General features: G+C 75.3%; 28 protein-coding genes, 4 tRNA genes and 1 pseudogene. 20 read left to right on the top strand and 13 right to left on the bottom strand.

The window, feature by feature from the left end:
* From N866_RS21340 to N866_RS21965, 5 genes and pseudogenes are all read left to right on the top strand, one after another.
* Nucleotides 1–304 (top strand): annotated as a pseudogene (locus N866_RS21340) (ROK family protein); the annotation flags it as partial.
* On the top strand, nucleotides 292–1071 hold the full coding sequence (gene nagB / locus N866_RS08135; RefSeq protein WP_034225103.1) for a glucosamine-6-phosphate deaminase: 780 nt from the start codon (nucleotides 292–294) through the stop codon (nucleotides 1069–1071). The pseudogene N866_RS21340 and the gene nagB, both read left to right, overlap by 13 nt.
* A 26-nt stretch (nucleotides 1072–1097) precedes the next feature.
* On the top strand, nucleotides 1098–1451 hold the full coding sequence (locus N866_RS08130) for a DUF3039 domain-containing protein (RefSeq protein WP_034225101.1): 354 nt from the start codon (nucleotides 1098–1100) through the stop codon (nucleotides 1449–1451).
* Nucleotides 1448–3268, top strand: coding sequence for a DEAD/DEAH box helicase (locus tag N866_RS08125; protein WP_052022597.1), 1821 nt, complete (start codon nucleotides 1448–1450; stop codon nucleotides 3266–3268). The genes N866_RS08130 and N866_RS08125 overlap by 4 nt, the downstream gene beginning before the upstream one ends.
* Before the next feature lie 274 nt (nucleotides 3269–3542).
* Nucleotides 3543–3698 (top strand): hypothetical protein, encoded by a 156-nt coding sequence (locus N866_RS21965; protein ID WP_173406140.1) that lies wholly within the window; start codon nucleotides 3543–3545, stop codon nucleotides 3696–3698.
* 197 nt (nucleotides 3699–3895) lie between these two features.
* Here N866_RS21965 and N866_RS08120 read toward each other — a convergent pair whose 3' ends face one another.
* Nucleotides 3896–5290 (bottom strand): nicotinate phosphoribosyltransferase, encoded by a 1395-nt coding sequence (locus tag N866_RS08120; RefSeq protein WP_052022595.1) that lies wholly within the window; start codon nucleotides 5288–5290, stop codon nucleotides 3896–3898.
* A gap of 134 nt (nucleotides 5291–5424) precedes the next feature.
* Here N866_RS08120 and clpS point away from each other — a divergent pair, with 134 nt between their 5' ends.
* From clpS to rdgB, 6 genes are all read left to right on the top strand, one after another.
* Nucleotides 5425–5709: an ATP-dependent Clp protease adapter ClpS gene (gene clpS / locus N866_RS08115; protein ID WP_034225096.1), complete on the top strand. Its 285-nt coding sequence runs from the start codon at nucleotides 5425–5427 to the stop codon at nucleotides 5707–5709.
* Complete coding sequence (locus N866_RS08110) at nucleotides 5709–6443, top strand: DUF2017 family protein (protein ID WP_052022593.1); 735 nt, start codon at nucleotides 5709–5711, stop codon at nucleotides 6441–6443. The genes clpS and N866_RS08110 overlap by 1 nt, the downstream gene beginning before the upstream one ends.
* Before the next feature lie 10 nt (nucleotides 6444–6453).
* Nucleotides 6454–7275 carry a glutamate racemase gene (gene murI, locus N866_RS08105; RefSeq protein ID WP_034225094.1) on the top strand — a complete coding sequence of 274 codons (822 nt, stop codon included), beginning with the start codon at nucleotides 6454–6456 and terminating at the stop codon, nucleotides 7273–7275.
* A gap of 13 nt (nucleotides 7276–7288) precedes the next feature.
* The gene (locus N866_RS08100) at nucleotides 7289–8083 is read left to right on the top strand and encodes an MBL fold metallo-hydrolase (protein ID WP_034225092.1); all 795 of its coding nucleotides are present in this window, start codon (nucleotides 7289–7291) and stop codon (nucleotides 8081–8083) included.
* 64 nt (nucleotides 8084–8147) lie between these two features.
* Nucleotides 8148–8945, top strand: coding sequence for a ribonuclease PH (gene rph / locus N866_RS08095; protein ID WP_034225090.1), 798 nt, complete (start codon nucleotides 8148–8150; stop codon nucleotides 8943–8945).
* On the top strand, nucleotides 8942–9589 hold the full coding sequence (gene rdgB / locus N866_RS08090) for an RdgB/HAM1 family non-canonical purine NTP pyrophosphatase (protein ID WP_034225087.1): 648 nt from the start codon (nucleotides 8942–8944) through the stop codon (nucleotides 9587–9589). Before rph ends, rdgB begins: the two co-directional genes overlap by 4 nt.
* A 69-nt stretch (nucleotides 9590–9658) precedes the next feature.
* On the opposite strand, the gene N866_RS08085 is transcribed toward rdgB, so the two are convergent.
* Entirely contained in the window at nucleotides 9659–10342 is a 684-nt protein-coding gene (locus N866_RS08085; protein ID WP_052022590.1) for a Pr6Pr family membrane protein, read from the bottom strand.
* Nucleotides 10339–10890 carry an NUDIX hydrolase family protein gene (locus N866_RS08080; RefSeq protein ID WP_034225085.1) on the bottom strand — a complete coding sequence of 184 codons (552 nt, stop codon included), beginning with the start codon at nucleotides 10888–10890 and terminating at the stop codon, nucleotides 10339–10341. Before N866_RS08080 ends, N866_RS08085 begins: the two co-directional genes overlap by 4 nt.
* A 115-nt stretch (nucleotides 10891–11005) precedes the next feature.
* Here N866_RS08080 and trxA point away from each other — a divergent pair, with 115 nt between their 5' ends.
* Nucleotides 11006–11380 carry a thioredoxin gene (gene trxA, locus N866_RS08075; RefSeq protein ID WP_034225083.1) on the top strand — a complete coding sequence of 125 codons (375 nt, stop codon included), beginning with the start codon at nucleotides 11006–11008 and terminating at the stop codon, nucleotides 11378–11380.
* Nucleotides 11381–11405: 25 nt separating this feature from the next.
* Here the strand turns inward: trxA and N866_RS08070 are convergent, their stop codons facing one another.
* Nucleotides 11406–11687, bottom strand: coding sequence for a DUF427 domain-containing protein (locus N866_RS08070; protein WP_034225081.1), 282 nt, complete (start codon nucleotides 11685–11687; stop codon nucleotides 11406–11408).
* Nucleotides 11688–11878: 191 nt separating this feature from the next.
* Between N866_RS08070 and N866_RS08065 the strand changes: the two genes are divergently transcribed.
* Nucleotides 11879–12340, top strand: a complete 462-nt coding sequence (locus N866_RS08065) for a GyrI-like domain-containing protein (protein WP_052022588.1) — start codon at nucleotides 11879–11881, stop codon at nucleotides 12338–12340.
* A gap of 26 nt (nucleotides 12341–12366) precedes the next feature.
* Here the strand turns inward: N866_RS08065 and N866_RS08055 are convergent.
* Both N866_RS08055 and N866_RS08050 read right to left on the bottom strand, forming a co-directional pair.
* Nucleotides 12367–12448 (bottom strand) — tRNA-Leu (locus tag N866_RS08055).
* A 31-nt stretch (nucleotides 12449–12479) separates the two neighbouring features.
* Entirely contained in the window at nucleotides 12480–12947 is a 468-nt protein-coding gene (locus N866_RS08050; RefSeq protein WP_034225079.1) for a peroxiredoxin, read from the bottom strand.
* A gap of 185 nt (nucleotides 12948–13132) precedes the next feature.
* On the opposite strand from N866_RS08050, the gene N866_RS08045 reads away from it, so the two are divergent.
* The 3 genes from N866_RS08045 to N866_RS08035 all read left to right on the top strand — a co-directional run bounded on the left by N866_RS08045 (nucleotide 13133) and on the right by N866_RS08035 (nucleotide 13988).
* Nucleotides 13133–13429 (top strand): GroES family chaperonin, encoded by a 297-nt coding sequence (locus N866_RS08045; protein WP_052022601.1) that lies wholly within the window; start codon nucleotides 13133–13135, stop codon nucleotides 13427–13429.
* 135 nt (nucleotides 13430–13564) lie between these two features.
* Nucleotides 13565–13840: a hypothetical protein gene (locus N866_RS08040; protein ID WP_034225075.1), complete on the top strand. Its 276-nt coding sequence runs from the start codon at nucleotides 13565–13567 to the stop codon at nucleotides 13838–13840.
* A 75-nt stretch (nucleotides 13841–13915) separates the two neighbouring features.
* A tRNA-Lys gene (locus N866_RS08035) sits at nucleotides 13916–13988 on the top strand.
* A 189-nt stretch (nucleotides 13989–14177) separates the two neighbouring features.
* Here N866_RS08035 and N866_RS08030 read toward each other — a convergent pair.
* From N866_RS08030 to N866_RS08020, 3 genes are all read right to left on the bottom strand, one after another.
* A complete protein-coding gene (locus N866_RS08030) occupies nucleotides 14178–15212 on the bottom strand; it encodes a glycine betaine ABC transporter substrate-binding protein (protein ID WP_034225073.1) in 1035 nt (344 codons plus the stop codon).
* A 115-nt stretch (nucleotides 15213–15327) separates the two neighbouring features.
* Nucleotides 15328–16026 carry an ABC transporter permease gene (locus tag N866_RS08025; RefSeq protein ID WP_034225071.1) on the bottom strand — a complete coding sequence of 233 codons (699 nt, stop codon included), beginning with the start codon at nucleotides 16024–16026 and terminating at the stop codon, nucleotides 15328–15330.
* Nucleotides 16026–16721 (bottom strand): ABC transporter permease, encoded by a 696-nt coding sequence (locus N866_RS08020; protein ID WP_245612439.1) that lies wholly within the window; start codon nucleotides 16719–16721, stop codon nucleotides 16026–16028. Before N866_RS08020 ends, N866_RS08025 begins: the two co-directional genes overlap by 1 nt.
* Before the next feature lie 84 nt (nucleotides 16722–16805).
* On the opposite strand from N866_RS08020, the gene N866_RS08015 reads away from it, so the two are divergent.
* Nucleotides 16806–17903, top strand: coding sequence for an ABC transporter ATP-binding protein (locus N866_RS08015; RefSeq protein WP_034225069.1), 1098 nt, complete (start codon nucleotides 16806–16808; stop codon nucleotides 17901–17903).
* Between the two features lie 93 nt (nucleotides 17904–17996).
* Here N866_RS08015 and N866_RS19825 read toward each other — a convergent pair whose 3' ends face one another.
* On the bottom strand, nucleotides 17997–18392 hold the full coding sequence (locus N866_RS19825; protein ID WP_052022586.1) for an STAS domain-containing protein: 396 nt from the start codon (nucleotides 18390–18392) through the stop codon (nucleotides 17997–17999).
* A gap of 222 nt (nucleotides 18393–18614) precedes the next feature.
* Here N866_RS19825 and N866_RS08005 point away from each other — a divergent pair, with 222 nt between their 5' ends.
* Both N866_RS08005 and N866_RS08000 read left to right on the top strand, forming a co-directional pair.
* Nucleotides 18615–19559 (top strand): ATP-grasp domain-containing protein, encoded by a 945-nt coding sequence (locus tag N866_RS08005; protein ID WP_034225066.1) that lies wholly within the window; start codon nucleotides 18615–18617, stop codon nucleotides 19557–19559.
* A 132-nt stretch (nucleotides 19560–19691) separates the two neighbouring features.
* Nucleotides 19692–19767, top strand: a tRNA-His gene (locus tag N866_RS08000).
* A gap of 71 nt (nucleotides 19768–19838) precedes the next feature.
* Here the strand turns inward: N866_RS08000 and orn are convergent.
* The 3 genes from orn to N866_RS07985 form a co-directional block, all read right to left on the bottom strand.
* Entirely contained in the window at nucleotides 19839–20471 is a 633-nt protein-coding gene (gene orn, locus N866_RS07995; RefSeq protein ID WP_216699400.1) for an oligoribonuclease, read from the bottom strand.
* Nucleotides 20472–20525: 54 nt separating this feature from the next.
* The gene (locus N866_RS20880; protein ID WP_034225065.1) at nucleotides 20526–20789 is read right to left on the bottom strand and encodes a hypothetical protein; all 264 of its coding nucleotides are present in this window, start codon (nucleotides 20787–20789) and stop codon (nucleotides 20526–20528) included.
* A gap of 144 nt (nucleotides 20790–20933) precedes the next feature.
* Nucleotides 20934–21006, bottom strand: a tRNA-Arg gene (locus N866_RS07985).
* Nucleotides 21007–21135: 129 nt separating this feature from the next.
* Between N866_RS07985 and N866_RS07980 the strand changes: the two genes are divergently transcribed.
* A partial coding sequence (locus N866_RS07980) for a dynamin family protein (RefSeq protein ID WP_034225063.1) occupies nucleotides 21136–22183 on the top strand: 1048 nt, incomplete at its 3' end.

Genomic DNA, 22183 nt, shown 5'->3' with positions numbered 1-22183 from the left:
CGGCGACCCGCACGCGGTGCGCGTCCGGGCGGAGGTCGCCGACGGCGTGGCGTTCGCCGTGCAGGTCCTCGTGCTGACCGCGGACGTCCGGCACGTCGTCCTCGGCGGCGGGGTGGCGCGCGTCGGGACCCCGCTCCTGGACGCCGTCCGGGACGCCACGGACCGGCGCGCGCAGCGCTCGCCCTTCCTGGCCACCCTCGGCATCGCGGACCGGATCCGCCTGGCCGGCCCGGACGTGCCCGTCGCGCCCGTCGGCGCGGCCGTGGCGGCGCACCAGCTCCTGGAGGCGCTGTGGAGGTCGTGATCGACGCCCCCGGGCGCCTCGCGGTGCTCGCGGCGGACGCGGTGGCGTCCCTCGTGCGCCGCCGGCCCGACGCGGTGCTCGGCCTCGCGACCGGCTCGAGCCCCCTCGCCCTCTACGACGAGCTGGTGGCCCGGCACCGCGCGGGACTGTCCTTCGCGCAGGTCCGCGGGTTCCTCCTGGACGAGTACGTCGGTCTGCCGCCGGGGCACCCGGAGAGCTACCGCGCCGTCATCGACCGGCAGCTCACCTCCCGCGTCGACCTCGCCCCCGACGCGGTGCAGGGCCCGGACGGGGGCGCGGCGGACCTCCCGGCGGCGTGCGCCGCGTACGAGGCGGCGCTGCGCGCGGCCGGGGGCGTGGACCTGCAGGTGCTCGGCGTCGGGACCGACGGGCACCTGGCGTTCAACGAGCCGGGGTCCTCGCTCGCGTCCCGCACGCGGGTGAAGACCCTCACCGCCCAGACGCGCCGGGACAACGCCCGCTTCTTCGGTGACGACCCGGAGGCCGTGCCGCGGCACGTGCTCACGCAGGGGCTCGGCACGATCCTCGAGGCCCGGCACCTCGTGCTCGTGGCGACCGGGCGGGCCAAGGCCGAGGCCGTCCACCAGCTCGTCGAGGGGCCGGTCAGCGCCCTGTGGCCCGCCTCGGTGCTCCAGCTGCACCCCCACGTGAGCGTCCTCGTCGACGAGGCGGCCGCGAGCCGGCTGCAGCTCGCCGGGTACTACCGCGAGGCGTGGGCCGGCAAGCCGGGGTGGCAGGGGCTCTAGCGCGGCCCGGCCGTAGACTTCCGCGCATGAGCCAGACCACCGGACCCGAGGACCCGTACGGCGCCCCTGGTGACGGCACGTCGACCAGCGTGCTGGAGCGCACGGAGGCCCGCGAGGAGCTCGAGCCGGGCGACCGCGAGCGCTTCTCGCACTACGTGCGCAAGGAGAAGATCCTCGAGTCGGCCATGACGGGGAACCCCGTCGTCGCCCTCTGCGGCAAGGTCTGGGTGCCGGGTCGGGACCCGAAGAAGTTCCCGGTCTGCCCGGTGTGCAAGGAGATCTACGACGGCCTGCGCGCGCCGCAGGACGGTGGGCCCGGCGACTCCGGAGGGTCCGGCTCCGGCGGCTCCGGCGCCGGCTTCGGCTCCGGCGGACGGTGAGCCGCCCGCACCACGGCGCCCGGCACCACGGACCCCCTGCCCAGCAGGGTCCTGCCGCCGCGTCCACCGCCGCCGCGTCCCACCTCTCGCCCGCCTTCCCGGCGCGCGCCCCGTGGGGCACGGCCCAGAAGCTCCGGGCCTGGCAGGCCGCCGCGATCGAGGCGTACGAGGCACGTCAGCCGCGCGACTTCCTCGCCGTCGCGACGCCGGGGGCCGGCAAGACGACGTTCGCCCTACGCATCGCGACGAACCTGCTCGAGCGCGGGGTCGTCCGCCGCGTGACCGTCGTGGCCCCCACGGACCACCTCAAGCGGCAGTGGGCCGACGCGGCGGCCCGGGTCGGCATCCACCTCGACCCGAACTTCCGCAACGCGCAGGGCCGCCACGGCACGCACTTCGACGGCGTCGCGGTGACCTACGCCCAGGTGGCCACGAAGCCCGCCCTGCACGCCGCGCGGACGGCGGCCGCGCCCACGCTCGTCATCCTCGACGAGATCCACCACGGCGGGGACGCCCTGTCCTGGGGCGACGCCGTCCGCGAGGCCTTCCAGGGCGCCGCACGCCGCCTCGCGATGACGGGGACGCCGTTCCGGTCGGACACCGCGGCGATCCCGTTCGTCGACTACGCGCCCGACGGTGACGGCATCCGCCGCTCGGTCGCCGACTACACGTACGGCTACGGGGACGCGCTGCGGGACGGCGTCGTCCGGCCGGTGCTGTTCCTGTCCTACAGCGGCGCGATGCGCTGGCGGACCCGGGCCGGGGACGAGGTGAGCGCGCGGCTGGGCGAGGAGACGCTCACCAAGGACATGACGGCGCAGGCCTGGCGGACCGCCCTGGACCCGGAGGGGGAGTGGATCCCCTCGGTGCTCGCGGCCGCCGACCGGCGGCTGTCGGAGGTCCGGCGGACCGTCCCGGACGCGGGCGGCCTGGTGATCGCGACCGACCAGGCCGACGCGCGGGCCTACGCCGCCCACCTGCGGCGGCTCACGGGGGAGGCGCCGGCGGTCGTGCTCTCCGACGACGACGGCGCCTCGGACCGGATCGACGAGTTCTCGGCCGGCCGCTCCCGCTGGATGGTGGCGGTGCGCATGGTGTCCGAGGGCGTGGACGTGCCCCGGCTGGCCGTCGGGGTCTACGCCACCTCGACCGCGACGCCGCTCTTCTTCGCCCAGGCCGTGGGCCGGTTCGTCCGGGTCCGCAAGCGGGGCGAGACGGCCTCCGTCTTCCTGCCGAGCGTGCCCCAGCTGCTCGCGCTCGCCGCCACCCTGGAGCTGGAGCGCGACCACGCCCTGGACCGGCCGACCGACGCGCAGGAGGAGGACGTGCTGCTCCTCGAGGCCAACCGCACGGAGCGGGGTTCCGACGCCGTGGGGGAGGACGGCGTCGCCGGGACCTTCCAGGCGCTCGAGGCGCAGGCGAGCTTCGACCGCGTCCTCTTCGACGGCGGCGAGTTCGGCACGGGTGCGGACCTCGGCTCGGAGGAGGAGCTCGACTTCCTCGGCCTGCCGGGGCTCCTCGACGCCGACCAGGTCCGGACGCTGCTGAGCCAGCGCCAGGCGGAGCAGGTGGGTCGCGGCAAGGGGAGCGGGCGCCCGGCCGACGCCCCCCGCGTGGACCACCGCCGGCTCGCGGAGCTGCGCAAGGAGCTCAACGCCCTGGTGGGTGCCTGGGCCCGGCGCAGCGGGCAGCCGCACGGCTCCGTCCACACCGAGCTCCGACGCCGGTGCGGGGGCCCGGAGGTCGCGACCGCCACGGCGGAGCAGCTGGAGGCGCGGACCGCGCTGGTGCGCGACTGGTTCGTCGGCAGGCGCTGACGCTCAGCCCGCCCTGGCGCCCACCATGTGGGCCGGACGCGGCGTCGCGGAGCGGGACGCCGCGGCGGTCCGGGCCCTGCCCCACCGTCGTGACCTGCGCCGACGGCCGCCGGCAGGCACTTGTACCAGCGCCGCACGAGTTTCGCGCGATGTCCTGTCAACCCCCCTTTCAAGATGCGGACCCCGCAGGACGCTGCCACGCTCGACACATCGGATTCGTCCGCAAGTCCTCCACAGCCCCGTCACAACGGGGCTTGAGCGAAAGGCAGACACCATGCCCAGCTGGCTTCTCATCCTCATCGTCGGCATCGTCCTCCTCGTCTTCGGCATCGCCGTCGAGGCGGCCCAGTTCCTCATCTGGCTCGGCATCATCGTGCTGGTCGTGAGCCTGATCCTCGGCCTCGTCGGTGGCCGCGGACGCAAGGTCTGACCTCGCTGAGCACGGCCGCCCGTCCCCCGGGGGGGACGCCGGCCATCGCGGCCCTGGGCCGCCCACCACGACGCCCGGTCCACCACGGTGGGCCGGGCGTCGTCGTGCGTGCAGCCGGTATCGGGGGTGCGGCGCCTCGCTGGGGTGCGGCGTCCGCCGGGGTGCGGCGTCGTCCGCCGGCCGTGGGTGCGCGGGCGTCACTCCAGCCGGAGCGTCACCGTCGGGATCGCGGGATCGCCGTGCGACAGCCGACGGGCGCCCCGGGGCAGCTCGGCGCGCGAGCGGCGGTGGCGCTCGACGGCGGTCTGCACGCCCGACTCCCCGGTCCACCGCGGGTCCACGGCACCGTCCGTGACGAGCGGGACGAGGAGGGGTCGCAGCGCGGGATCGTGAGGCGACCAGGTGGCGACGGCCTCGTCGCGGCCGGTCACCACCACCTCCTCCACGGCACGCCCCTCCCCGTCGAGCCGCCGCGCCGCGGTCTTGCGTCCGCCGACCGAGCCCTTCTTGGCCGAGGCCTTGGCGACCGGGAGCAGGGAGCCGTCCGCACCCTCGCGCGCCACGAGCTTGTAGACCATGCCGCACGTCGGTGCGCCCGAACCGGTGACGACGGACGTCCCGACGCCGTAGGAGTCGACCGGCGCGACGGCGAGCGCGGCGATCGCGAACTCGTCGAGGTCGGAGCTGACGACGATCCGGGTGCCCGTCGCCCCGAGCGCGTCGAGCTGCTCCCGGACCTCCTGGGCCAGCTGTGTGAGGTCGCCGGAGTCCAGCCGGACGGCGCCGAGCCCGGGACCGGCCACCTCGACGGCGTTCCGCACGCCCTGCGGCACGTCGTAGGTGTCCACGAGCAGCGTCGTGCCGACCCCCTGCGCGGCGACCTGGGCGCGGAAGGCGGCCCGCTCGTCGTCGTGCAGGAGGGTGTAGGAGTGGGCGGCGGTGCCGATCGTCCGCAGCCCGTACCGGCGCCCCGCCTCGAGGTTCGACGTCCCCGCGAAGCCGGCGACGACGGCGGCCCGCGCCGCGGCGACCGCGGCGAGCTCGTGCGCCCGCCGGGACCCCATCTCCAGGCAGGGCCGGTCCACGGCCGCCGAGGTCATGCGCGACGCCGCCGAGGCGACCGCCGAGTCGTAGTTGAGCACCGACAGGACCAGCGTCTCCAGGAGCAGGGCCTCCGCGAACGTCCCCTCGACCACCATGACGGGGGAGCCGGGCAGGAAGGTCTCCCCCTCCGGGTACCCGGTGATCGAGCCGCCGAAGCGGTACCCCTCCAGCCAGCGCAGGGTGTCGGTGTCCACGACGCCGTGGCGGGACAGGAACGACAGCTCCTCCTCCCCGAACCGGAAGTCGGCGAGCGCCTCGAGGACGCGACCGGTGCCCGCGACGACGCCGTAGCGGCGGCCCGGCGGCAGCCGGCGGGAGAAGACCTCGAAGACGCAGCGCCGCCGGGCGGTCCCGTCGGCCAGCGCGGCCTGGAGCATCGTCAGCTCGTAGCGGTCGGTGAGCAGCGCGGTCGACGGTCGGGGCACTCCGCCACCCCCGGAGGGCAGGGACGTCCGGGACGCCGACGGCGGGGGCAGCTCAACGCTCATGACGACACCGTAGGCACGCGCGTCCGGTGCGTGCTCCTCGCGGCGACCTGTGTCGTCACCCGATCGGTTCCGCCCGCCGCGGATCACCCGGACGCGCGGAGGCCAGGAGGCCCCACGCTGCCTACAGTGTCCGCATGAGCACCGTGCCCGCCGAGGACGTCCGCACCGAGGGTGCGCGTCTCGCCGACGGGTGGACCACCGTGGTCTGGAACGACCCGGTCAACCTCATGAGCTACGTGACCTGGGTGTTCCGCTCCTACTTCGGGTACTCCCAGGAGACGGCGCACCGCCTCATGCTCCAGGTGCACGAGGGCGGCCGGGCGACGGTGTCGCGCGGCAACCGCGAGCAGATGGAGGTCGACGTGCAGGCGCTGCACGGGTTCGGGCTGTGGGCCACCGTGCAGCCCGCGGAGGCCTGATGCGCACGTTCGTGCGCGAGGGTGCCGCCTACGTGGCGCGCCTCGAGGCTCCCGAGCGGGCCGTCCTCCTCGACGTCGTCGACGACGTCGTCGCCCTCGTCGGCGCGCGGGCGGCGCACCGCACCCACGGGTCGGGACCGGACGACCCGCTCGCCGCCGTGCAGATGGCCACCCTGCCGCTCCCCGCTCCCACGGACCCGGCCCTGCTGCGGCTGCTGCCGCCCGCCTCCCCGGACCCGGAGGTCGCCGCCGAGTTCCGTCGGCTCACCGAGGTCGACCTGCGCCGCTCGAAGTCGGACCAGCTGCTGCGGCTGCGGGCCTGCGTGGACGCCGCAGGCCCGGACCTCGTCGTCGTGCCCAGCGAGGCCCCGCGGATCGCCGCCGCCCTCACCGACGTCCGCCTGGTCACCTCGGAGCGCCTCGGCCTGCGCAGCGACGCGGAGGCCGACGCGCTGTACCGGCTCGTGCTCGGCGACGAGGACGGGGAGGGTGACGTCTCGGTCCACGGCGAGGGCCTCGACGAGGAGCGCGAGCAGGCGCACCGCCTCCTCGGGACGGTCTACGTCATCCTCAGCGTGCTCCAGGAGTCCCTCGTCGGGCTCATGCTGGCGGGCCTGCCGGACGACGACGCCGACGACGAGGCGGACGACGGCGCGGACCCGGACGCCGACGGTGACGCACGTGACACCCCCGGTGCGACGGGCGCCACGGAACCGCCCACCACGCCCCGTTAGGCTCGCCCCCGTGACAGACGCGGCGGCGCCGATCGGCATCTTCGACTCCGGGGTCGGCGGTCTGACGGTCGCGCGGGCGGTGATCGACCAGCTCCCCGACGAGTCGGTCCTGTACATCGGCGACACCGCCAACGGCCCGTACGGGCCCAAGCCGCTGGCCGCCGTGCGGGCGCACGCGCTGGAGGTCATGGACGACCTCGTCGACGCCGGGGTCAAGATGCTGGTCATCGCGTGCAACAGCGCCTCGGCAGCGGTCCTGCGCGACGCGCGGGAGCGCTACACGCAGCGACGCGGCCTGCCGGTGGTCGAGGTGATCCTCCCCGCCGCCCGCCGGGCGGCCGCGGCGACGCGCACGGGACGCGTCGGGGTCATCGGCACCCGGGCGACGATCGAGTCCCGGGCCTACGACGACGCGCTCGCCGTCGCCGCGGACCTGCGGCTCACCTCCCAGGCGTGCCCGGAGTTCGTCCGCCTCGTCGAGGCGGGGCACACGTCCGGGCCGGAGGTCCTCGCCGCCGCCCGGGAGGCGCTCGCCCCGGTGGTCGCCGCGGACGTGGACACGCTCGTCCTGGGCTGCACCCACTACCCGCTCCTGACGGGGGTCATCTCCTACGTCATGGGCGACGGGGTGACCCTCGTGTCCAGCGCGGAGGAGACGGCCAAGGACGTCTACCGCACGCTCGTCGAGCACGGCCTGCAGCGGGACGCCGCGGAGGGCCCGCCCACCCACCGGTTCCTCGCCACGGGCGACGCGGCGTCGTTCGACCGCCTCGCCCGCCGCTTCCTCGGCCCCGAGGTCGTCGCCGTCGAACCCGCGAGCACGCTGCGGTGAGCGGGGAGGTCGTGTGCGCCTGACCGTCGTCGGCTGCGCGGGGTCGTTCCCCGGCCCGACCTCCGCGGCCTCCTGCTACCTCGTCCAGGCGGACGACGGCGAGGGGCGGACCTGGAACGTCGCGCTCGACCTGGGCAGCGGCGCCCTCGGTCCGCTCCAGCGACTCTGCGACCCCGTGGACCTCGACGCCGTCGGGCTCTCCCACCTGCACCCCGACCACGTCGCGGACGTCTCCGGGCTGTACGTCTACCTCAAGTACCGCCCCGGGGGCCCGGGCCGGGACGGACCGCTGCCGGTCCACGGTCCCTTCGGCACCGCCTCCCGCCTGGCCGAGGCGTACGGGCTCGAGCCGGGGGAGTCGATGTCCGACCACCTGGCGGTCCACGTCTGGCAGCCGGGCACACCGGTGCGGGTCGGACCGATGACCCTCACCCCGGTGGCGGTCGAGCACCCCGTGCCCGCGTACGGGGTGCGCGTGGAGGGCCCTGCGGAGGACGACCCGGCGCGCCGCGTCGTCCTGGCCTACACCGGCGACACCGACGCGTGCGCGGGGCTCGACGCCCTCGCGGCGGGCGCCGACCTGCTGCTCGCGGAGGCGGCCTTCGTCGAGGGGCGGGACGACGCCATCCGCGGCATCCACCTCACGGGCCGGCGGGCCGGGCAGGCCGCGGCCGACGGTGCGGTGGGGCGCCTCCTGCTCACCCACGTCCCGGCCTGGAACGAGCCCGGTCTTGCCGCCGCCGAGGCCGCCGAGGTCTACACCGGGCCCATCGCCACGGCCGCGCCGGGGCTCGTCGTCGTCCTCTGACGCGGGGCGGTCCCGCGCCGCGGGGGCGGATCACCGCCGGGCCACGCGGCTAGGGTGGTCGCCCATGACCACCACACCCCCCACGGCCTCCTCCGGCACCCCGGCCACCCCCGCCACGACGGCCCGCGCCGACGGCCGGCGACCCGACGAGCTGCGGCCCGTCCGCTTCACGCGCGGGTGGCTCGACGCCGCGGAGGGCAGCGTCCTCGTCGAGTTCGGGCGGACGCGCGTCCTGTGCGCCGCGTCGTTCACCGAGGGCGTCCCGCGGTGGCGGCGGGGCTCCGGCGAGGGCTGGGTGACGGCGGAGTACGCGATGCTCCCGCGCTCGACGGACACCCGCAGCGACCGGGAGTCCGTCCGCGGCCGCATCGGCGGGCGCACGCACGAGATCTCCCGGCTCATCGGGCGGTCCCTGCGCGCCGTCGTCGACGTCAAGGCGCTGGGCGAGAACACCATCGTGCTGGACTGCGACGTCCTCCAGGCGGACGGCGGCACCCGCACGGCCGCGATCACCGGTGCGTACGTGACCCTGGCCGACGCGATCGCCTGGGCCCAGGCGTCCGGCGTCGTCCCGGCCGGCCGGACCGTCCTGCGGGACTCGGTCGCGGCCGTGAGCGTCGGGATCGTGGACGGCACGCCCGTGCTGGATCTGCCCTACGTCGAGGACGTCCGCGCGGAGACGGACATGAACGTCGTCGTGACCGGCGACGGACGGTTCGTGGAGGTGCAGGGCACGGCGGAGCAGACGCCCTTCGACCGCACCGAGCTCGACCGCCTCCTGGACCTGGCCGTCACCGGCACCGCGGAGCTGACGCGCCTGCAGGCCGCGGCCCTCGCCGCACCCGCCGGGCCGCGGGCATGAGCCCGACCGCGCGCCTCGTCCTGGCGACCCACAACCGCCACAAGATCGTCGAGCTGCGGGAGATCCTCGGCCCGGTCGTGCCCGGCCTCGCGGACGGCGACGTCGTCGGGGCCGCCGACGTCGGCGCGGAGCCGCCGGTCGAGGACGGGGTGACGTTCGCCGAGAACGCCCTCATCAAGGCCCGGGCGCTCGCGCGGGCCACGGGCCTCGTGGCGCTCGCGGACGACTCCGGCCTGTGCGTGGACGTCCTCGGCGGTGCCCCGGGCGTGTTCTCGGCCCGGTGGGCCGGGCGGCACGGGGACGACCGCGCGAACCTGGAGCTCCTGCTCGCCCAGCTCGAGGACGTCCCCGACGAGCACCGCGGCGCCCAGTTCACCTGCGCCGCCGCGCTGGTCACCCCGGACGGGCAGGAGCACGTGGAGGTCGGCGTCCTGCGGGGTCGCCTCGCCCGCGCCGCCCGGGGCGCGCACGGCTTCGGCTACGACCCCGTGCTCGTCCCGGACGAGCAGCCGGGCTGGGCGACCGCACCCGTGACCTGCGCGGAGCTGTCGGCGGCGGAGAAGAACGCGATCTCGCACCGAGGCAACGCCTTCCGGGCGCTCGCGCCCGTGGTCGCCGAGGTGCTGCGGGGCCCGACCGCCTGACGTGGGGGAGTCCTCGAGGTCCGTGTCAGGCCCGCACGAGCTCGGTGTCAGGCCCGCACGAGCTCGGTGTCAGGCCCGCACGTCGACCGGTTCCGCCGACTCGGTCTGCACGCGGGTGCCGGACCGCGGCGCGGGCGGCAGGAGCCGCTCGGCGACGGTGACGAGCGCGGCGAGGGTCAGGAACCCGACCGCCACGCCCGCGGTGTTGACCGCTGCGGTGGCCGCGCCGATCTCGGTGACGTCGAGGTACGGGTAGGGGTACGAGCCCACGACGGACCCGCGCACGAAGGTCCAGCCGACCCAGACCAGCGGCAGGACGACGGCCAGCAGCGCGGTCCGGGCGTCCGTCCGGGGCCGTGGACCGACGAGGAGCCACACGAGGACGGCGAGGACCGGCACCACGGTGTGGTCCAGCAGGTTCGTCACGACGTAGACGCCCTGCACGTCGTGGGTCGAGCGCAGCAGCAGGTGGTAGACGACCCCGGTCACGGTGATGCAGACCAGGGAGTCCAGGCGCAGCACGCGCAGCAGGCGTCCGTCCCGCTCGGGGTCGACGGCCAGGAGGGTCGAGACGACGCCGACCAGGAGGACGGACAGGATCGTGAAGTAGCTGAAGAGCTCCACGTACCGGGCGAGGAGGGGGGCCGGCTCGGCCGGTTCGGTGAGGGGGAGCGCGACGACGTCGACCGCGAGGGAGCCCCAGCACAGCGCCGCGACGACCGCGTGCAGCAGGCGGGCCGTGGAGCGGCTCACGGCAGGCGGCCCACGTGGGCCATGGCCTGCCGGAGCAGGTAGCCCTGGCCGCCCGTCATCTCGACCTGGACCTGCTCGCTGCACGCCTCCTCCGGCGTGAACCAGGCGAGGTCGAGCGCGTCCTGCTGCGGCTCGCAGTCGCCGGCCACCGGCACGACGTACGCGAGGGCGACGGCGTGCTGCCGCGGGTCGTGGTACGGCGTCACGCCGGGGGTCGGGAAGTACTCCGCGACCGTGAAGGGCTGCGGCGCGGCGGGGATCTGGGGAAGGGCCATCGGACCCAGGTCCTTCTCGAGGTGCCGCACGAGCGCGTCGCGCACCCGCTCGTGGTAGAGCACCCGGCCGGAGACCAGCGCGCGGGTCATCTCGCCCGCGCCGTTGACGCGCAGGAGGAGACCGACCGCGACGACGTCACCGCTGTCGTCCACGCGGACCGGGACGGCGTCGACGTAGACCAGGGGGAGCCGGCCCCGGATGGCGGCGAGCTCCCGCTCGCTGAGCCATCCGTCGGGGGTCGGCTGCTCGGGGAAGTCGGCCGTCTCGGTCATGGGGGCGAGGGTACCTGCCGGGCCGGTGCGGAATAGCGCCCGCCGTGAGGCGTTGTGACGGGGTGGGTGGGAGGGGACCCCGCCCGGACCGACCCGCGACGCCACGAGGGGACACATGGCGACGATCGACCTGACCGACCAGACCTTCGAGCACGCCGTGACGACGCACGACGTCGTCCTGGTGGACTTCTGGGCGCAGTGGTGCGGCCCGTGCCGCCAGTTCGCCCCGGTGTTCGAGGAGTCGTCCCGGGCGCACCCGGACGTCGTGCACGCGAAGGTCGACACCGAGGCCGAGCAGGCGCTCGCCCGCGCCGCGCAGATCCGCTCCATCCCCACGCTCATGGCGTTCCGCGAGGGCGTGCTCGTCTTCGCCCAGGCGGGGGCCCTGCCGGCGGACGCGCTCGAGCGGGTCCTCACCGCCGTCCGCGCCCTCGACATGGACGAGGTACGGGCCCGGCTCGCCGCCCAGCGGGAGGCGGCCCGCGGCTGAGGGCCGCGGGCGCCCGCCCGTCGGGTCAGCCCTCGACCGTGACCCCGCGCCAGAACGCGACGCGGTCGCGGACGTGCTCGGCGTCCGGCTTCGGCTCCGGGTAGTACCAGGCGGCGTCCGGGTTGGTCCGGCCGTCCACCTCCAGCGTCCAGTACGACGCGGTGCCCTTCCAGGAGCAGACCGTGCGGGTGCCCGAGGGCCGCAGCACCGCCGGGTCGACGCTCTGCGCCGGGAAGTAGTGGTTGCCCTCGACGACGACGGTGTCCTCGCTCTCGGCGATGACGGTCCCGTTCCACACAGCGCGCACGTGCACCTCGCAGACTTCTCGGCGTCCGGCCCGCGTGGGGCGGGCGGCGTGGACGCGGACGTGGTGGCCCGGCCGGGCCCCTGCCGGTCCGAACGCGCCGCGCCGCGCCGGTGTTCCTCCGGTCGGAGGCGTGCGGGGGTGCGGGACCTCAGCCCCATCCGGGCCACCGGACAGCCCCCGAGACTGACGCCATGAACTACGACATCGAGGTCGTCGAGCTGCCGCCCCGTCCCGCCGCGGTCGTGCGCCGCGCCAAGATCCGCCCCGACGACGTCGGCGCGTTCGTCGCGACGGCGGTGGGCGAGGTCATGACCGTCGTGCGCCGGCAGGGCGTCCTGCCCGCCGGGCCGCCGTTCACCCGGTACGGGCGCTCGGCGGACGGCGTCCTCGAGGTGGAGGTGGGCGTGCCGACCAGCGCGCCCGTGCGCGACGTCGGCCGGGTCGCGGCGATGGAGCTGCCGGGCGGACGGGCCGTCCGGACCCGCCACACGGGCCCCTACGCCGGCGTGGGCGCCGCCCACGAGGCGGTGACGCACTGGATGACCCAGCACGGCCTGGCGGTGCGCGACCTGCCGTGGGAGTCCTACCTCGACGGACCCGAGGTCCCGCGCCCGCGCACGGACGTCGTCGTGCCGTGCCAGGGAGTCGTCTGAGCCCTGCTGGGGTGCTGGGGGTGCTGTGCGCGAGGCGGGAGTCGAACCCGCACGCCCGAGGGCACCAGGACCTAAACCTGGCGCGTCTGCCGATTTCGCCACTCGCGCTCGCGACGAGCGTAGGGCCTGACGGCGCCCGTCAGTCGAGACCGAGGTCGCGCCGCAGCTTCGCCACGTGGCCGGTGGCCTTGACGTTGTACTGCGCCACCTCGACGGTGCCGTCCGGGCCGACGACGACGGTCGAGCGGATGACGCCCTCGACCGTCTTGCCGTAGAGCTTCTTCTCGCCGTAAGCGCCCCAGCTGCCCAGGACCGCCCGGTCGGCGTCGGACGCCAGCGGGTACGTCAGGGCCGCGCTCTCCGCGAACTCGGCCAGGCGCTCGACCGGGTCGGGGGAGATCCCGACGACGGTGTAGCCGGCCGCCTGGAGCGACGCGTAGGAGTCCTCGAAGTCGCACGCCTCCTTGGTGCACCCGGGCGTCATCGCGGCCGGGAAGAAGAAGACGACCACCCGGTGGCCGCGCAGCGACGACAGCGTCAGTGACCCGCCGTCGGCGGTGGGGAGGGTGAAGTCGGGGGCGAGGTCGCCGGGGGCGAGGCGGGCCATGGTGCTCCTTCGACGGGTGCCCGGGTCGGGCGCGGGCGGACGGGACGGTCCTGCGCGGTGGTCGGCGGCGTACCGCCGTGCGCGGCGCCCAGCCTAGTTGCGCCGTCCAGTACGGTTCGCCCGTGACCACGCCGTCCCCGAGCCCCGCCACGCCCCCGTCGCGCGGCGGCCGGCTGCCGCTGCGCATGCTCCACGACCGGGTCCTCGTCCACATGGACGCGGAGTCCTCCGAGCGGCTGTCCACCTCCGGGATCGTCATCCCGGCGACGGCGGTCGTGGGCCGCCGGCTCGCCTGGGCCCAGGTCGTCGCGGCGGGGCCGCACGTGCGTCAGGTGGAGGTGGGGGACCGGGTGCTCTTCGACCCGGAGGACCGCGCCGAGGTCGAGCTCCAGGGCGCCGACTACGTCCTGCTGCGCGAGCGGGACCTCCACGGCGTCGCCGAGCCCGAGGCCGCCGGGTCGGGAACCGGCCTCTACCTCTGAACGTTGATCGAGTCAGGTCCCGCCGCTCGCGTTGCGGCGAGGCGAGAGCGGTGGTGCAGTGGTGCCCGAGTGCGGGCAGGCGCCCGCCCGAGATCGTCCCGAGCAGGGCTCGGACGGGGACGAGAGGAGACGACCATGGTCGTGGACGAGACCACGCCCCAGGGCGGCAGGGACGTCGACGCAGCGACGCCGCAGCCCGCGGACGGCGACGTCCTCGGTGCGGACCGCGACGCCAGCCAGGAGGTCATGAGCCTGCTCAACGAGCACGTCCCGCTGGCGCTGCTGGCGGACCTGGCCATCCCCGAGGGCCCCGCCTCACCGGAGATCCTCTCGGAGGAGGGTCTGCCCGAGGTCGCCTGGTGGGAGGGCGGCGAGACCTCCGAGGCCGAGGACGGCGCCACCGCCCGCTGACGCCGACCGCGTGCGGGAGGTCACACCGGGGCGGTTTCGCATCGCCCCCGCGCGGCTGCTAACCTCGTGCACCGCGCGCCATTAGCTCAATTGGCAGAGCAGCTGACTCTTAATCAGCGGGTTCGGGGTTCGAGTCCCTGATGGCGCACAGTGAAGGGCCCCGCCTCGGCGGGGCCCTTCGTCGTCGGCGCCCGTGCCCGTCGGGCACGTGCCCGTCGGAACGACGCCCGTCGGAACGACGCCCGTCGGAACCCGTGTCCGCGCTCCGCTCGAGCGGTGACGCGCCGAGGGCGGGGCCCCCTCGGGGGGACCCCGCACTCGGCGGACCGTCAGCGCGTCACTCGGTGGCGAGCGCCGCGTCCGAGGAGAAGACCAGGCCGAGCGCGACCTCGCCCTGCTGGAGCGCCGCCTTGGTCAGCGGGCCGCCCGGGTCGAGCGACACGAACTCCGCGACGTCCAGGCCGTAGACCTCCTCCAGACCCGGCTGGCAGAAGGGCCGCTCCGGGCACTCCGGCGGACCGCCGAGCACGAGCTCGCCGCACGTCTCGGCCAGCTCGGTCAGGGTCGAGACGCCGTACTCCTCGGCGAAGGCCGTCGTCACCGCGAACGCGTTCTGGTCCTGGGCGGGGGACGGGGTGCCGAAGACGAGCCCGACCTGCTCGCCGAGCCCCGTCAGGGCCTCGACGGTGGCGTCCAGGTCGCTGCTGGCGAGCGACTCCGCGTCGGCGCCGTTCTCCTGGTCGTTGATGAACTCGGTGAGCGTGCCCACGTACTCCGGCACCACCGTGAGCTCGCCGGCCAGCAGAGCCGGGAGGTACGTCTCGCGGTTGCCGATCGTCTGGGTCGACGCGTCGTAGCCGGCGGCGCGCAGCGCCCCGGCGTAGAGCTCGGCGAGCGTCGCGCTCTCCGAGAAGTTGCCGGCCCCGACGACGACGGCGCGGCCCTCGCCCACCTGGTCCTGCTGGTCCAGCCCCTCGGCGGCGAGGAACTCGGCCGCCACCTCGCTGGAGGTGCGCCGCTCGACGTCCACCGCGCGGTTGAGACCGATGAGGATGTCGGTGTCGAGGGAGGCCGAGACCTCGTCGAGGATCCCGAGCAGGGCGTCGTCACCGTCGGTGGCGCCCGCGTTGACCGCCGGGATGATGTTGTCGACGGTCTGCAGGCCCTGGTCGTCGTCGAGGACGACGAGCGCGTCGCCGGCGACCGGCGCGCACGCCTGGAGGTCCCCGGCGCCGTCGTCGTCGGAGGTCGTGGTCTCGGCGGGGGCGGGGGCGGCGCCGTCGGCGGAGCCGGGCTCCCCGCAGGCGGCGGTCACCAGCAGCACGGTGGCCAGCAGGCCCACCGGTGCCAGGGAACGTGGACGTCGGCGCATGGATCGTCTCCTCGTGGTCGCCCGCCCCGTGGCGGGTCGTGGGGGTGTCTTCATCGAAGGTGCTCGGAACGGCAACCGGCAACCGGGGTGGGCTGTTCCCCAGGTCACCATCCGGTCACGATCTCGCCACGGCGCCTCGGCCGGTGCGAAGCGGGACCGGGGTCAGGAGACGCTGGCCGAGCGCGAGGACCGCCTCGACCAGCACGCACAGCAGGGCGATGAGGACCGCGGCGGCGAGGACCTGCCCGTACCTCCGGGTGCCGAAGCCGTCGACGAGGAAGCGACCCAGTCCGCCACCGCCGACGAAGGCCGCGAGCGAGACGGAGGCCACGACCTGGACGGCTGCGGTCCGCAACCCGGCCGCCACCAGCGGCAGCGCCAGGGGCAGCTCGACGCGGGCCAGGGACCGGGCGCTCGACATGCCCATGCCGCGGGCGGCCTCGCGCACCGACCGGTCCACCTCCCGGACCGCGGTCCAGGCGTTCGCGAGGATCGGCGGCGCGGCGAAGACGGCGAGCGCGATGATCGTCGGGCGGTTGCCGAAGCCCAGCCCGCTCGACGCGAAGATCATGAGCAGGGCGAGGGTGGGCAGCGCCAGCGAGGTGTTGGTGAGCGGGATGAGCCAGGCCCCGCCCCGCCCCTGGTGCCCGAGCCAGACGCCGAGCGGCAGCGCCACCGCGGCGGCGAGCAGCACGGCGGCCCCGGCCATCCCGAGGTGCTCCACCGTGCGCGCCAGCACGCCGCCGGGGCCCTGCCACACGAGCGGGTCGTTGAGCCAGCGGATCGCGGCGCCCAGGACGTCGTCGTCGCGCATCAGCGGCCCCCTCGCGCCCACGGCGTGAGCGCCCGGCCGAGCGCCATGAGCAGCAGGTCGGCGACGAGGGCCACGAGCAGCGTCAGCACGGTCGCGGTCGCGATCTCGGCCCGGTACTGGGAGTTGAAGCCGCGGTAGAGCAGCTGCCCGAGCCCTCCGTAGCCGACGATGATGCCGATGGTGACGAGGGCGACCGTGCTGACCGTCGCCAGCCGCAGCCCGGCGAAGATCGACGGGATCGCGAGCGGCAGCTCCACCGTGAGCAGGAGGCGCGTCGGCCCGATCCCCGTGCCCCGGGCGGCGTCGACGACGCCCCGGTCCACGCCCTGCAGGCCGACGAGGACGTTCCGCACGAGGACCAGCAGGGCGTACATGACCAGCCCGATGAGCACCGTCGTGCGCGGGTCCCACAGCAGCGGGTAGATCATCGCGAAGAGGGCCAGGGCGGGCACCGTGTAGAGGACGCCGGAGGCCCCGAGGACGGGTCCGGCCAGGCGCGGGCGCCGGTGGGCGAGGACCGCCAGGGGCAGGGCGACGACGAGGGCCAGGACCACGGCCTGGACGGTCAGGGTCACGTGCTGGGACAGCGCCGTCGTGATGTCGCCGAGGTTGTTCTCGACGTAGCGCCACGTGAACCAGAGGTTGGCCACGGGCTCGACGGCCCGGGCGGGCAGGCCCGCTGCGCTCCTGATCACCGCACCGACGCTACCGTCCGGTCCCTGTGAGGGCCCGGGCGACTCAGGGAGGGGTCAGGGCCGCCCGGGGTACCGTCGGGCGTCATGAGCAGCGACCAGCCCGCCGGCCGGCCCGGGACGACCGGGACGGACGAGGCGGTCATCCGGTTCGACCGGGCCCGCAAGGAGTACCCCGACGGCACGGTGGCCGTGCACGAGCTGGACCTGGAGGTCCGCGAGCACGAGCTCCTCGTCCTGGTCGGGGCCTCGGGGTGTGGCAAGTCGACCACCCTGCGGATGGTCAACCGGCTCGTCGAGGCGACGTCGGGCCGGGTGCTGGTCGAGGGGCGCGACGTGGCGACGGTGGACCCCGTCGCGCTGCGCCGCCGGATCGGGTACGTCATCCAGGACGTCGGCCTCTTCCCGCACCGCACGGTCGGCCAGAACGTCGCGACGGTCCCGGAGCTGCTCGGGTGGGACCGCGCCCGCACCCGGACCCGTGTCGGCGACCTGCTGGAGCTCGTCGGGCTCGCCCCCGCCACGTACGCCGGCCGTTACCCCCACCAGCTGTCCGGCGGCGAGCGTCAGCGGGTCGGTGTCGCGCGCGCGCTCGCCGCGGACCCGCCGGTCCTCCTCATGGACGAGCCGTTCGGGGCCGTCGACCCGTCGGGGCGCCGGAGGCTGCAGCAGGAATTCTGGCGCATCCAACGGGAGCTGGGGACCACGGTGATGTTCGTGACCCACGACGTCGATGAGGCGGTCCGCCTCGGCGACCGCGTCGCGGTGTTCCGGCGCGGTGGGCACCTCGAGCAGGTCTCCGACGCCGTCACCCTCCTGGCGCGACCGAGGACGCCGACGGTCGCCGAGCTGGTCGGCACGGGGAGCACCGTCCGGCTGCTCTCGATCGGCGAGCTCACCGCGCAGGACGTCGGCCCACCCCGTGCGGGGCGCGCGCCGGACGGGGCGAGCGCGTCCGACGGGATGAGCGGGTCGGACGGCACCACCGGGGGAGACGGGGGGCCGACGGTCGCGCTGGGGGACCGCCTCGACGTCGTCCTCCAGGCCCTGGCCGCCGCGCCCGACGGCGTCCCGGTGACGGCCGGCGGCGCCGTCGTCGGTCACGTCACCGCCGACGCGCTCCTGCGGGCGGTGCGCCGCACGGTCGCGTCGGCGCAGCCCGCCGACGCGGGGCCGGCCAGCTGACCGTCGGGCGCGCGCCCGGAAGGATCAGCCCGGAACGATCAGCACGGAAGGTTCAGCACGGAAGGTTCAGCGCAGCGGGGGCAGCGCGGGAGGTCAGCGCAGCGCCGGTGCGTCCGGGCCGGCGTCCGGTCCCGCGTCCGCCTCGGGTCCGTCGGCGAACGGGAGGAGGCGGTCGACGCCGGTGATGGTCATGAGCTCGCGGAGCATCCACGGCGCGTGGTGGAGCTCGACCGCGTAGCCCCCGGCCTCCGCGTCACGGGCGAGCCGCACGAGGATCGACATGCCGGCGGAGTCGACGAAGGACACCCGTCCTGCCTCGATGACCACCGGCAGCCCGCGGTCGGCGACGGCCTGGCACAGGGGCCCGGCGTTCTGCCGCACGGCGAGGTCGACCTCGCCGAAGACCTCGACGACGGAGCGCTCCGGCTCCTCGTGCAGCGTCATGCCCGACGACTCCCCGTCGTGCTCGCGACCCAGCGCCTCGATCATCCTCGACCCGTTCCTCCGTGTCGGTCCGGCCTGCTGCCCGGCCGCCGCGCGACCGGGCCCCCACCCTCCCCCGATGAAAGCCTAGATCGCGGTGGTCGGCACCACGGGGAGCGTCCCTCGCGGGGTCGCCCACCCGTTCGGGTCAGCCGGTACCGCCCTGGTGTGCACGCATGTGCATGGTCCTGCCTCACGGTGTGCGCCACCGCTGTCTAGGGTGTCACCGTGACCCGCATCGGACTCGTGACCTGCTCCCGCCTGCCGGACCTCGACCCGGAGGACACCCCGCTCCTGGACGCCCTCGCCGCGCGCGGCGTGAGCGCGGACGCCGTCGTCTGGGACGACGAGGCGGTCCGCTGGGAGGAGTACGACCTCGTGGTCGTGCGCTCCGCGTGGGACTACGCCCAGCGCCGCGACGAGTTCCTCGCGTGGGCGGAGCGGGTCTGCGGCGTGGCGCGACTGGTGAACCCGCTGGCCGTCATCCGGTGGAACACGGACAAGCACTACCTCCGCGAGCTCGAGGCCGCCGGCGTGCGGATCGTGCCCACGCAGTGGCTGGAGCCCGAGCGCCACCTGTCCTCCCGCGCCCTGCACACCCGCTTCCCGGCGCACGGCGAGATGGTGATCAAGCCGGCGGTGTCCGCGGGCAGCCTCGACACCGGCCGCTACACGGCGATCGACCCGCAGTCCCGGGGCCTGGCGATCGCGCACGCACGCCGTCTGCTCGGGGAGGACCGCACCGTCATGGCGCAGCGGTACCTGACCAGCGTGGACACGGTCGGCGAGCGGGCCCACGTGTTCGTCGCGGGGGAGTACTCCCACAGCGTCCTCAAGGGCGCGATGCTCGACGGCCGCGACGTCGCCGTCGACGGGCTCTACAAGGAGGAGCGCATCAGCGCGGTCGAGGCCTCGCCGGAGGAGGTCGAGATGGCCCACGAGGTGATCGCGACGGCACGGCAGCTGCTCGACGCCCAGCCCGACGCCCCCGGGGCGGACGACCACCTGCCGTTCCTGTACGCCCGCGTCGACGTCGTCTCCGACGACGACGGGCGGCCGGTGCTCATGGAGCTCGAGCTCGTCGAGCCGTCGCTCTTCCCGTCCTACGCCGACGGCGCCCTGGACCGGCTGGCCGACGCGATCGCCGCCCGGGCGGAGCGCGCGGCAGGCTGACACCCCCAGGGGGCGTGCGGGCCTCTCGGGTCCGTCGTCCCCGCGGTCCCGAGCACTGCGCGGGAGCCGGTAGACTTCTCGCCGGTCCACGCCCCGGCGACGGGTCGCCGTTCGCGGCGAGGGTGGTCCGTGGTGGCTATAGCTCAGTTGGTAGAGCACCTGGTTGTGGTCCAGGGGGTCGCGGGTTCAAGTCCCGTTAGCCACCCCATGCAGGTCGAAGGCCCGTCCGGGCGAGCAGCGCTCGCGAGGACGGGCCTTCGTCGTCGGACGGCCGGGTCGTCAGCGGGTGCCGCGGACCGAGGTCGCGGCGACCTGCGCGGCGATGGCCTTCGCGGCAGCCGAGTCGGGGCCCGGCGGGGGCACGAGCATCGCGGCGCGGTAGTACCGCAGCTCGTCGATGCTCTCCAGGATGTCGGCGAGGGCACGGTGGCCGCCCGTCTTCTCCGGCGAGGCGAAGTAGATGCGCGGGTACCAGCGCCGCGCGAGCTCCTTGATCGAGGACACGTCCACGACCCGGTAGTGCAGGTGCCCCACGAGGTCGGGCATGTCCCGGTCGAGGAAGGCCTTGTCGGTGCCGACCGAGTTCCCGGCCAGCGGTGCCTTGCCCGCCTCCGGGACCCACTCGCGCAGGTACGCCAGGACCTGGTCCTGCGCGTCCGCGAGGGTGGTGCCGCCGGGCAGGGCCTCGAGCAGGCCCGAGGTGGTGTGCATCGCGCGGACGAAGTCGTCCATCTGCTCCAGGGACTCCGCGGGCGGCGCGATGACGACGTCGACACCCTCGCCCAGGACCGTGAGCTCGGAGTCGGTGACCACCGCGGCGACCTCGACGAGGGCGTCGCGGGACAGGTCGAGCCCCGTCATCTCGCAGTCGATCCAGACGATCTTGTCGTTGGGCTGGCTGGCAGGGCTCACGCGGTCACAATACGGGGTCGTCGCCGGGGTCCGGCGACCCTCGACGCCCGCCGCTCAGGCGGCGAGGGCGTGGCCGTCAGCGGCCGGCCGCGCGGTGGCGGCCGGCCGCTGAGCGGGTGCCCCGGCGGGGGCGGAGGTCCTGCGGATCGACCGGTGGACGCGGCGCAGGACGGTGCGGGCGGGGGGCGCCGTGCGCCTGCCCGTCGGCCGGTCCGCGCGGTCGCGGGTCGCCAGGGCGGTCTCGTGCCGCCGGGCGTGCAGCGCGAGCTGCTCCTCGTGCTCGCGCACGGCGACGTCGTAGAGGAGGGAGGGGTGCATGACGGGCTCCGAGAGGTGGAAGGACTGGGCAACGGGGACTGGCCAGGTCCGTTCACCGCGGTGGGACCACTGAACCAACCGGTGCCGTCGTCGGTCACCTCAATTTCGGGCGCCCGTCGATCGCGCCACCCGACGTGATGTCGGCGCCCCCGGCAGGATTCGAACCTGCGACCTGCGGATTAGAAGTCCGATGCTCTATCCACTGAGCTACGGGGGCCGGCGCCCGGCGGGCGGGGACCAGCCTAGTGGCCGCCGTCCGCCGCGCCGGTGGTTCACGCCTCCGTCCGGCACCGGCGCCCCGGCGCGCGCGTTTGGTCCACACCTCCGCAGACGGGAGGATTGGGCCGTGCCCGCTGACGTCGACCGCCCCGCCTCGGCGCCGCCCGTGGGTGCGGGCCGTGCGGCGCCGGCGGCGCGTCCGGGCCCACGTCTTGACGAGGACGGCGAGCTGCGGCCCCGGGCGAGCGACCACCTCCTCGACGCGGTCGGCGACCTGCGCCGCGACCTGGACCGGACCCGCTTCGTCCTGCGCCTGGCGGGGGCGGACCGGGCGGAGGAGCGCCGTCGCGAGCTGCTCGAGCAGCTCGACGACCAGCTGCTGCCGCGGCTGCGCGAGCTGTCGGCGCCCGCCGTCGTCGTGGTCGCCGGGAGCACGGGAGCCGGCAAGTCGACCCTCGTGAACTCCGTCGTCGGCGAGGAGGTCTCGCCGGCGGGCGTCCTGCGCCCGACCACGCGCCGACCCGTCCTGGCCCACCACCCCGCCGACGCCGAGCTCCTGGCCGAGCACCCGCTGCTGGAGGACGTCGACGTCGTCGTGCGCGTGGAGGTGCCGCGGGGCATCGCCCTGGTCGACGCGCCGGACCTCGACTCGCTCCTGGCGTCGAACCGCACCGTCGCCCAGCGTCTGCTCGACGCCGCAGACCTGTGGGTGTTCGTCACGACCGCGGCCCGCTACGGGGACGCCGTGCCGTGGCAGGCGCTGGCCCAGGCCGCCGAGCGCGGCACGTCCATGGCGATGGTGCTCAACCGGGTCCCGGCCGACGCGGTCACGACGGTCCGCACGGACCTCATGCAGCGGCTCCGCGAGCGCGGCATGACCACGGTGCCGCTCTTCGTGGTACCCGACCAGGGCCCCCACCAGGGCCTCCTGGAGCACCGCGCCGTCGCGCCGGTGCGGCGCTGGCTCGCCATGGTGGCGGGGTCGGACCGCGCCCGCTCGGTGATCCTGCGGACGCAGCGGGGCACCCTCAAGGCCCTGCGCCCCTGGGTCGACGAGCTGGCGGAGGCCGTGCAGGGGCAGGTCGACGCGCGCGCGGCGCTGGAGCGCGTCGTCGAGGAGGCCGTGGCGGGGCCCACGCAGCGGGCCGAGCTGGCGGCCCGCGGCGGGGGCCTGG

This window comes from Actinotalea ferrariae CF5-4, assembly GCF_000603945.1.
Classification (GTDB): Bacteria; Actinomycetota; Actinomycetes; order Actinomycetales; family Cellulomonadaceae; genus Actinotalea; species Actinotalea ferrariae.
The sequence above is the reverse complement of the archived record's forward strand: the minus strand, read 5'-3'. Positions and strand labels throughout refer to the sequence as shown.

What these genes read in the sequence shown, in the direction of transcription:
- N866_RS08040 (WP_034225075.1), top strand. Translation starts at nt 13,565, where the DNA reads ATGGTCGTGGACGAGACCACGCCCCAGGGCGGCAGGGACGTCGACGCA.
- N866_RS08080 (WP_034225085.1), bottom strand. Translation starts at nt 10,890, where the DNA reads ATGACCGAGACGGCCGACTTCCCCGAGCAGCCGACCCCCGACGGATGG.
- N866_RS08030 (WP_034225073.1), bottom strand. Translation starts at nt 15,212, where the DNA reads ATGCGCCGACGTCCACGTTCCCTGGCACCGGTGGGCCTGCTGGCCACC.
- rph (WP_034225090.1), top strand. Translation starts at nt 8,148, where the DNA reads ATGACCACCACACCCCCCACGGCCTCCTCCGGCACCCCGGCCACCCCC.
- N866_RS08050 (WP_034225079.1), bottom strand. Translation starts at nt 12,947, where the DNA reads ATGGCCCGCCTCGCCCCCGGCGACCTCGCCCCCGACTTCACCCTCCCC.
- N866_RS08120 (WP_052022595.1), bottom strand. Translation starts at nt 5,290, where the DNA reads ATGAGCGTTGAGCTGCCCCCGCCGTCGGCGTCCCGGACGTCCCTGCCC.
- N866_RS08110 (WP_052022593.1), top strand. Translation starts at nt 5,709, where the DNA reads ATGCGCACGTTCGTGCGCGAGGGTGCCGCCTACGTGGCGCGCCTCGAG.
- N866_RS19825 (WP_052022586.1), bottom strand. Translation starts at nt 18,392, where the DNA reads ATGATCGAGGCGCTGGGTCGCGAGCACGACGGGGAGTCGTCGGGCATG.
- clpS (WP_034225096.1), top strand. Translation starts at nt 5,425, where the DNA reads ATGAGCACCGTGCCCGCCGAGGACGTCCGCACCGAGGGTGCGCGTCTC.
- rdgB (WP_034225087.1), top strand. Translation starts at nt 8,942, where the DNA reads ATGAGCCCGACCGCGCGCCTCGTCCTGGCGACCCACAACCGCCACAAG.
- N866_RS20880 (WP_034225065.1), bottom strand. Translation starts at nt 20,789, where the DNA reads ATGCACCCCTCCCTCCTCTACGACGTCGCCGTGCGCGAGCACGAGGAG.
- N866_RS08015 (WP_034225069.1), top strand. Translation starts at nt 16,806, where the DNA reads ATGAGCAGCGACCAGCCCGCCGGCCGGCCCGGGACGACCGGGACGGAC.
- N866_RS08045 (WP_052022601.1), top strand. Translation starts at nt 13,133, where the DNA reads ATGCTCCACGACCGGGTCCTCGTCCACATGGACGCGGAGTCCTCCGAG.
- N866_RS21965 (WP_173406140.1), top strand. Translation starts at nt 3,543, where the DNA reads ATGCCCAGCTGGCTTCTCATCCTCATCGTCGGCATCGTCCTCCTCGTC.
- N866_RS08025 (WP_034225071.1), bottom strand. Translation starts at nt 16,026, where the DNA reads ATGCGCGACGACGACGTCCTGGGCGCCGCGATCCGCTGGCTCAACGAC.
- N866_RS08130 (WP_034225101.1), top strand. Translation starts at nt 1,098, where the DNA reads ATGAGCCAGACCACCGGACCCGAGGACCCGTACGGCGCCCCTGGTGAC.
- trxA (WP_034225083.1), top strand. Translation starts at nt 11,006, where the DNA reads ATGGCGACGATCGACCTGACCGACCAGACCTTCGAGCACGCCGTGACG.
- N866_RS08065 (WP_052022588.1), top strand. Translation starts at nt 11,879, where the DNA reads ATGAACTACGACATCGAGGTCGTCGAGCTGCCGCCCCGTCCCGCCGCG.